Source organism: Asanoa sp. NPDC050611 (assembly GCF_040654855.1).
Lineage (GTDB): Bacteria > Actinomycetota > Actinomycetes > Mycobacteriales > Micromonosporaceae > Asanoa.
The window spans coordinates 22,310-29,929 of sequence record NZ_JBFAIU010000061.1 but is presented as its reverse complement, the minus strand read 5'-3'; the positions used below and the strand labels follow the sequence as shown (position 1 = coordinate 29,929).

At 72.5% G+C, this 7,620-nt stretch carries 5 protein-coding genes and 1 pseudogene; 4 read left to right on the top strand and 2 right to left on the bottom strand.

All coding sequences use genetic code 11. The features are described 5' to 3' along the window. Positions 1 to 207 (bottom strand): annotated as a pseudogene (locus AB0H87_RS12525) (hypothetical protein); the annotation flags it as partial. Between the two features lie 109 nt (positions 208 to 316). Continuing rightward, a complete protein-coding gene (locus AB0H87_RS12520; RefSeq protein WP_360143248.1) occupies positions 317 to 964 on the bottom strand; it encodes a helix-turn-helix domain-containing protein in 648 nt (215 codons plus the stop codon). Positions 965 to 1,007: 43 nt separating this feature from the next. Between AB0H87_RS12520 and cysS the strand changes: the two genes are divergently transcribed. The 4 genes from cysS to AB0H87_RS12500 all read left to right on the top strand — a co-directional run bounded on the left by cysS (position 1,008) and on the right by AB0H87_RS12500 (position 7,607). Further along, positions 1,008 to 2,435, top strand: a complete 1,428-nt coding sequence (gene cysS / locus AB0H87_RS12515; RefSeq protein WP_360143246.1) for a cysteine--tRNA ligase — start codon at positions 1,008 to 1,010, stop codon at positions 2,433 to 2,435. Next, positions 2,435 to 3,553: a 23S rRNA (guanosine(2251)-2'-O)-methyltransferase RlmB gene (gene rlmB, locus AB0H87_RS12510; RefSeq protein ID WP_360143244.1), complete on the top strand. Its 1,119-nt coding sequence runs from the start codon at positions 2,435 to 2,437 to the stop codon at positions 3,551 to 3,553. The genes cysS and rlmB overlap by 1 nt, the downstream gene beginning before the upstream one ends. 60 nt (positions 3,554 to 3,613) lie before the next feature. Then, positions 3,614 to 4,813, top strand: a complete 1,200-nt coding sequence (locus AB0H87_RS12505; protein ID WP_360143242.1) for an esterase-like activity of phytase family protein — start codon at positions 3,614 to 3,616, stop codon at positions 4,811 to 4,813. Positions 4,814 to 4,946: 133 nt separating this feature from the next. Next, the gene (locus AB0H87_RS12500; protein WP_360143240.1) at positions 4,947 to 7,607 is read left to right on the top strand and encodes an Hsp70 family protein; all 2,661 of its coding nucleotides are present in this window, start codon (positions 4,947 to 4,949) and stop codon (positions 7,605 to 7,607) included. Positions 7,608 to 7,620: the final 13 nt, after the last annotated feature.

Sequence of the window (7,620 nt, the reverse complement as noted above, 5' to 3'; positions counted from 1 at the left end):
GGCCAGCACCACGGCGTCGGGCGGCAACCGAGCCAGCGAGGCCCGGCACATCAGCGCGTGGTCGCGGGGCAGCCGCGCGTCGGCGTAGACGTCGTGCCGGAGCCGGACGAAGCCCCGCCCGCGCAGCTGGTGCACCGAGAGCAGCCCGGCCGCCACGGCGGCGCTGCCACGAAACACGCGCCACTCGAGTGACGAAGGTCGAGTCATGGGAAAGAGCCTCGCGCCCACGGGGACCCCGTGGACAGACCTGTGGATAACTCGCGTGGACCCGCTGTACACAGGCTGTGGATAACTAGCGCCGCAGCTGTGGAAAGGGCTAGAGCGCGGCGCCCACCGCCGCGGCGGCCGCCACCACCAGCGGGCCGACCTCCGCCAGCGACAGCGCGCCCAACGCCACCACGCCCACGCTGGCCTCCAGGCCCTCCACCCCGAGCACCGGCGCCGCCACGCCGAAGGCCCCCGCCTGCAGCTCACCGACCGTGGTCACCGGATCGGGCGAACCCGAGCGCCCGGCGATGATCGCCCGCCCGGCCGCACCCCGGGCCAGCGGATGCCGCGACCCCGCCCGATAGGCCACATGGAAGGCCGTCCACGTCGGCTCGACCACTGCCAGCGCCACGGCCTCCGTACCCTCGGCAATGGTCAGATGCGCGGTGGCGCCAACCTCCTCGGCCAACCGCCGCAACGCCGGGAGAGCCGCCGCGACCACCAGCGGGTGCGCCCGCCGCGCCAGGTGCAGGACCCCCGCACCCAGCCGCAACCGCCCGCCGCTGTCGCGCCGGACCAGCCCGTGCGCCGTCAGCGAGCCGACCAGCCGGTAGACCACCGCCCGCCCCACCCCGAGCCGTTCCGCGGCCTCGGTGACCGTCAGTCCCTCGGGGGCGTCGGCGACCAGATAGAGCAGCCGCAGCCCGCGATCGAGCGTCTGGGCGGTCTCGCCCGAGCGGAAGACCGGCTGCGTCACACCGCGAGCATAGGCGCAAACGGATCAACGCTACCCTTGTCAGGTGACGCTGCGTTTGCATGACACCGCGACCCGATCGGTGCGGGACTTCGTCCCGCGAGAGGCCGGCAAGGTCGCGATGTACCTGTGTGGCCTCACCGTGCAGTCCGAGCCGCACATCGGTCACCTTCGCTCCGGCGTCAGCTACGACGTGCTGCGCCGCTGGTTCGAGCGCACCGGCTACCAGGTGACGTTCGTCCGCAACATCACCGACATCGACGACAAGGTGCTGCAGAAGTCGCTCGAGCGGGGCCGGCCGTTCTGGTCGATCGCCTACGCCAACGAGGTCATCCTCGACGCCGCCTACCGGTCGCTCAACGTGCTGCCGCCGACCTATTCGCCGCGCGCCACCGGCCACATCACCGAGATGCACGGCCTGATCAGCCGGTTGATCGACCTTGGCCACGCGTACGTGGCCGAAGACGGCTCGGGCGACGTCTACTTCGACGTGAAGTCCTACGCCGACTACGGCGCCCTGTCCGGCCAGCGGGTCGACGAGATGACCAGCTCCGCCGACAGCCCCGAGCGCGCCAAGCGGGACCCGCGCGACTTCGCCCTCTGGAAGGGCTACAAGTCCGACGAGCCGGTCGAGGCCCAGTGGACCAGCCCGTGGGGCCCCGGCCGCCCCGGCTGGCACATCGAGTGCTCCGCCATGTGCCTGCGCTACCTCGGCCCCGAGTTCGACATCCACGGCGGCGGGCTCGACCTCACGTTCCCGCACCACGAGAACGAGATCGCCCAGTCCCGCTCGGCCGGCCTGCCGTTCGCCCGCTACTGGGTGCACAACGGCCTGCTGAACCTCGGCGAGTCCAAGATGGGCAAGTCGACGGGCAATGTGCTCGACCTCGACTACGTCAGCGCGCTCGGCGTGCGGATGGTGGAGCTGCGGCACTACTTCGTCTCCGTGCACTACCGCTCCCGGATCGACTACTCCGACGAGTCGCTGCGCGAGTCCGCCACGGCCTACCGCCGCGTCGAGGGCTTCGTGCAGCGCGCGGTCGAGTCCGTCGGTGCGATCCCGGCCGGCGAGCTGCCCGCGGAGTTCACCGAGGCCATGGAGGACGACCTCAACACCTCGGGCGCCATCGCCGTCGTGCACGAGCACGTCCGAATCGGCAACACCGCGCTGGCCAAGGGCGATGACGACGGCGTACGCGCGGCGCTGGGCAGTGTCCGCGCGATGCTCGACGTGTTCGGCATCGACCCGCTGGACCCCGCGTGGTCGACCGCGTCGACCGGTGGCACCCCTGGCGAGGAGCTGCGCGAGATCGTCGACTCGCTCGTGGCCCTCGCCCTCGAACAGCGCGCCCAGGCCCGGGCGCGGAAGGACTGGTCCGCGGCCGACGCGGTGCGCGACCAGCTCAACGAGGCCGGAGTCAACGTCGAGGACACGCCGCACGGCCCACGTTGGACGATCGGAACGAGGGACTGATGGCGGGCAACTCACAGCGACGCGGCCGGCGGGTCACACCCAAGAAGGGTGCGACCGTCGGCTCGGGCGGCAAGAACCGTTCGGGCCTGTCCGGCAAGGGGCGCACCCTGCCGGCCGACGAGCGGCCCTGGCACAAGGGCTACTCCGGCACCGAGAAGCTGCCCCAGCGCACCGCCTGGAAGCAGGAGAAGGAGAAGCGGGCCGCGGCGGCCGAGGGGCGCGCCCCCAAGATCGGGCAGCCCGGCACGAAGGACACCACCTGGGGCAAGGGCACCAAGGGCGCCAAGCCCGCGAAGGCCGGCGGCCGCCAGCCCAACCGGTCCGGCGGCGGCCCGCGGGTCGCGCCCGGTCGCCGCTCCAACGCACCCAAGGACGCCCCCGAGCTGCTCGTGGGCCGCAACCCCGTGCTCGAGGCGCTACGCGCGATGGTGCCGGCGACGGCCCTCTACGTCGCGCAGGGCATCGACATCGACGACCGGGTCAACGAGATCGTCCGCACCGCCGGCGACCGTGGCATCCCGCTGCTCGAGGTCGGCCGGGCCGAGCTCGACCGGATGACCGGTGGCGTGCTGCACCAGGGCATCGGCCTGCAGGTGCCGCCGTTCGCGTACGAGTCGTTCGACGACCTGGTCGCCGCCGCCCTGGAGCACCCGATGCCGCTGCTGGTCGCGCTCGACGGCGTGACCGACCCGCGCAACCTCGGCGCGGTGATCCGGTCGGCTGCCGCGTTCGGCGCGCAGGGCGTGTTCATCCCGGAGCGCCGCGCCGCCGGCATCACCGCGACCGCGTGGCGCACCAGCGCCGGCGCCGCCGCGCGCGTGCCGGTCAGTCAGGTGGTCAACCTGACCCGGTCGCTCAAGGCGTGCCAGCGCGAAGGCTTCGTGGTGATCGGCCTCGACGCCGACGGCGAGACCGACCTCTACAACCTCGAGGCGGCCGTCGGCCCGCTGGTCGTCGTGGTCGGTTCCGAGGGACGCGGCCTGTCCAGGCTGGTCGGTGAGACGTGCGACATGCGCGTCGGCATCCCGATGGTCTCTGCGGTCGAGTCGCTCAACGCCAGCGTCGCCGCCGCGGTGGCGCTCGCCGAGGTCGCGCGCCGCCGCGCCGAAGAGGGCTGACAGCCGGCGTTCACGTCGCTTCCCCGGCCGGTTCATCCAGGCTGGCTAGCTTCTCGGCTCATGACGAAGCGTCTCAACATCATCGGGGGCGCGGCCATGGTCGCCGCCCTCGCCGTCGGTCTCGCGGGTCCGGCGTCGGCGCACGACGCCGACGAGTTCGGCCCCGCGACCCTGACCGGTTTCGCGTCGCTCCCGGCGCTCACCTTCGTGCCGGCGAGCGAGCCCTCCGGCGCGTTCCTCGACACCGCGCCGGTCAACGGCGTCGCCGCACCCTGGGACGACCAGCCGGTGCAGGGCTTCTCCGGCATCGTCAAGAACGGTGACGGCACCTACGAGGTCATGTCCGACAACGGCTTCGGCAACAAGGCCAACAGCGGCGACTTCGTGCTGCGCATCCACACCCTCGCGCCGGTGTTCCACGAGAACAAGGTCGACGTCCTCGGCGGCATCAACCTGACGGACCCCAAGGGGTACGTGAGCTGGCCGCTCACCCGCAAGGACCGCGTGCTGACCGGCTCGGACTTCGACGTCGAGTCGATCCAGCGCGGCGCCGACGGCACCTACTGGATCGGTGACGAGTTCGGCCCGTTCCTGCTCCACTTCGATCGGACCGGCGCGATGATGCAGGCGCCGATCTCGCTGCCGGGCGTGTTCGCTCCGGAGAACCCGCTGCGCGGCACCACCCCGAACAACATCAACAGCAGCAAGGGCTTCGAGGGCATGGCCCAGTCGCCCGACGGTCGCAAGCTCTACCCGCTGCTCGAGGGCACCGTCGCCGGTGACACCCCGGGCACCCTGCGGCTCAACGAGTTCGACGTGCGCGCCGGCTCGTACACCGGCAAGCGCTACATCTACCAGCTCGACGACCCGGGCAACGCGATCGGCGACGCGATCGCGATCGACGGCCACCGGTTCCTGATCATCGAGCGCGACAACGGTCAGGGCGACACGGCCAAGGTCAAGAAGATCTACGAGGCCAACATGTCCGACCGCGACAAGGACGGCGCCATGGACAAGACCCTGGTCGCCGACCTGATGAACATCCGCAACCCGAAGCAGCTCGGCGGGTTCGGCAAGACCTTCACGTTCCCGTTCCAGACCATCGAGGACGTCGCGATCCTCGACAACCAGACGATCGCGGTGCTCAACGACAACAACTTCCCGGGCTCGGCCGGCCGCACCGCCGGCGTGCCGGACAACAACGAGTTCATCACGCTGAAGCTCACGCAGAGCCTCAACGCGGACAAGCGCTTCCTCTGACACCGCTCCCCCCGAAGGGCCCCCGGGTTCTCCATGCCGACTGATAGTCCAGGCATCGGGAGCCAGCAGGGCGGTGTCCGGCCCGTACGATGCAGGCCGGGCACCCCCTCGCCCATTTCGGAGGAGTCGGCTGATGCAAGGGCACGCGCTCGGGGTCGACCTGGGCACGTCGAACACGGTCGCCGTGCTGAGCTGGCCCGACGGCCGCACCCGCCCGTTGCTGTTCGACGGTCAACCGCTGCTGCCGTCCGGTGTGCTCCTCGACGAGTCCGGCCGGCTGCACGTCGGGCATGACGCCCGGCGGCTCGCCCAGGCCGACCCGGGCCGCTACGAGCCCAACCCCAAACGGCACGTGGACACGCCCGGCGTGCTGCTCGGTGACCGCGAGGTGGCCACCGTCGACCTGCTCGCCGCCGTGCTGGCCGCGGTCGCGCACGCGGCCGTCGAGGCGGTCGGCTACCTGCCGCCGGCCACGCTGACCTATCCGGCGGCCTGGGGCCCCCAGCGCCGGCAGATCCTGACCGACGCGCTGGCCCGCGCCGGCTGGCCGGCCGGCACCACGCTGGCGCCCGAGCCGGTCGCCGCCGCCCGCTACTTCGCCGAGGTGCTGCGCCGCCCCGTCCCCGTCGGCTCGGCGCTGGCGGTCTTCGACTTCGGCGGCGGGACGGTCGACATCGCCGTCGTACGCAACGACGGGCCGGACCCGGCCGGCCGCGCCCGGTTCAGCGTGGTCGCCGCGGGCGGTGTCGCCGAACTCGGCGGCCTCGACCTCGACGCGGCGCTGGTGGACCACCTCGGGCACACCGTCGCCGGCTCGGACCCGGCCGCCTGGGAACGGCTGCGCCACCCGGCCAACGCCGCGCAGTGGCGCGACCGGCGGCGTTTCTGGGACGACGTCCGCGGCGCCAAGGAGATGCTGTCCCGGGCCGCGGTCGCGCCGGTCGCGGTGCCCGGCGTGGAGAAGGCGGTCCACCTCACCCGCGACGAGCTCGAACGGCTCGCCACCCCGCTGCTGCGCCGGGCCGTCATGGAGACCGCGGCCGTGATCGCTGCCGCGAACCTGCGCCCGGACCAGCTCGCCGGTCTGTTCCTGGTCGGCGGCTCGTCCCGGGTGCCGCTGGTGGCCCGGATGCTGCACGCGGACCTCGGCGTGGCACCGACCGTGCTGGAGCAGCCCGAGCTGCCGGTCGCCGAGGGCGCGCTCGCCGAGCTGCCGGCCCGCGCGGCGCACATCCCGGCCCAGGCCGCGGCACCGGTCCCGACCGCCGTCCCGGTGTCCGGCGTGCCGACCTCGCTGCCGCCGACCTCGCTGCCGCCGACCTCGCCGGCGCCGAGCTCACCGACGCCGACCTCCCCGTCCGCACCGCCGCCCGCCGGGCCGTGGTCGCCGCCACCCGGTGGCCCGCCCGCCGCCGCGCCGTCGCGACGCGTACCCCGGAAGCTGTTGATCTCCGCCGCGGCGGCCGCGGTCGTCGTGGTGGTCGCCGCCGTCACGGCGGTCATCATGCTGAACGGCCGCGCCGGGTACGAGAAGGTCAAGTTCGCCGCGTTCAGCGACGTCGGGCAGCCGTTGCCGGCGGCTGGGCGGTTCTACTACGCCTGGACCCATGTGCGGGGCGACCGGGCCTACCTCGCCTACCAGACCGACGACAAGAAGCTGACCGTCGTCGCCGCGGACGCCACCAACGGCAAGCAGGTGTGGAGCGCGGACGTGCCGGAGACGCCGGACTCCTGGAAGGGCATCCGGGCCGTGCCGGGCGCCATCCTCGCCTACACCGACAGCTTCAGCAGCACGGTGCCGGACAAGGCCTTCGTGCTGGATCCGGACAACGGCCGGGTGATGTGGAGCTTCGACCTGTTCTACGGTGACGACCAGGTGTTCGTCGCGGGCGACCGGCTCGTCATCGTCGACGCGAAGAACCACCTCATGGTGGGCTACGGGCTCCGCGACGGCGCGCGGAAATGGGAGCAGCCGGCGCCGAAGGGCGACTACGACGACTTCACCACGGCCGTGATCGGTGTGCAGAGCCCCGACGACGTGACCGGCCCGGCGGACTTCACCGGGGTCGCCCTCGACCCCGACCGGGCGGACGATGCCGGGCTCGTGCAGCTCGGCGCGGACCGGTCGGTCCGGGTCATCGACGTCGCCACCGGCGGTATCCGCAAGCAGCGGACGGCCGTGGCCGGCCCGGACGACCTCGCCACCGCGTACGACGGGCAGCTGTTCACCGCCAAGAAGAGCGACACGACCGAGCTGTTCGCGGTCGACGTGGAGACGCTCGACAAGCCGCGGCTGATCTACCGGGCCGACGACCCGAAGCGCCGCCCCGTCGCCGTCAGCGCCTGCGGCGACAAGCGGATCTGCCTGCTGGACCAGACCGACTCGAAGAACACCGAGTTGATCTCGGTGCCGCTGGACGGCAAGGGCGAGACCTGGAAGCGGCCGGCGGTCGGCGCCGAGTCGATCCTTCCGGTCGGCTCGCACGTGCTGCTGCAGACCGGCGGCTCCAGCGAGCCGCGGGTGACGGGCTTCGACGCGAGCGGCAAGCAGGTGCTCGACCAGGCGGGCTTCGCCGCCCGGGTCAACGGGTCGAGCGTGCTGGTCTTTCCGCAGGAGCCGACCAGCAGCTCCGTCGTCGACGACTACAACGTGGTCGGGTGGGTGCTCGGCGAGAAAGCGCCGGTGCAGCTCGGCGCCCTGCAAGGGGTGCGGCTGGGCACCTGCACCTGGACCACCGCGGTCATCGCCTGTGCCGGCGACGCCGACCTGCGGCTGCGGCGCTTCGCGGGCTAGGGCCCGGACGCGA

What these genes read in the sequence shown, in the direction of transcription:
- rlmB (WP_360143244.1), top strand. Translation starts at nt 2,435, where the DNA reads ATGGCGGGCAACTCACAGCGACGCGGCCGGCGGGTCACACCCAAGAAG.
- AB0H87_RS12505 (WP_360143242.1), top strand. Translation starts at nt 3,614, where the DNA reads ATGACGAAGCGTCTCAACATCATCGGGGGCGCGGCCATGGTCGCCGCC.
- AB0H87_RS12500 (WP_360143240.1), top strand. Translation starts at nt 4,947, where the DNA reads ATGCAAGGGCACGCGCTCGGGGTCGACCTGGGCACGTCGAACACGGTC.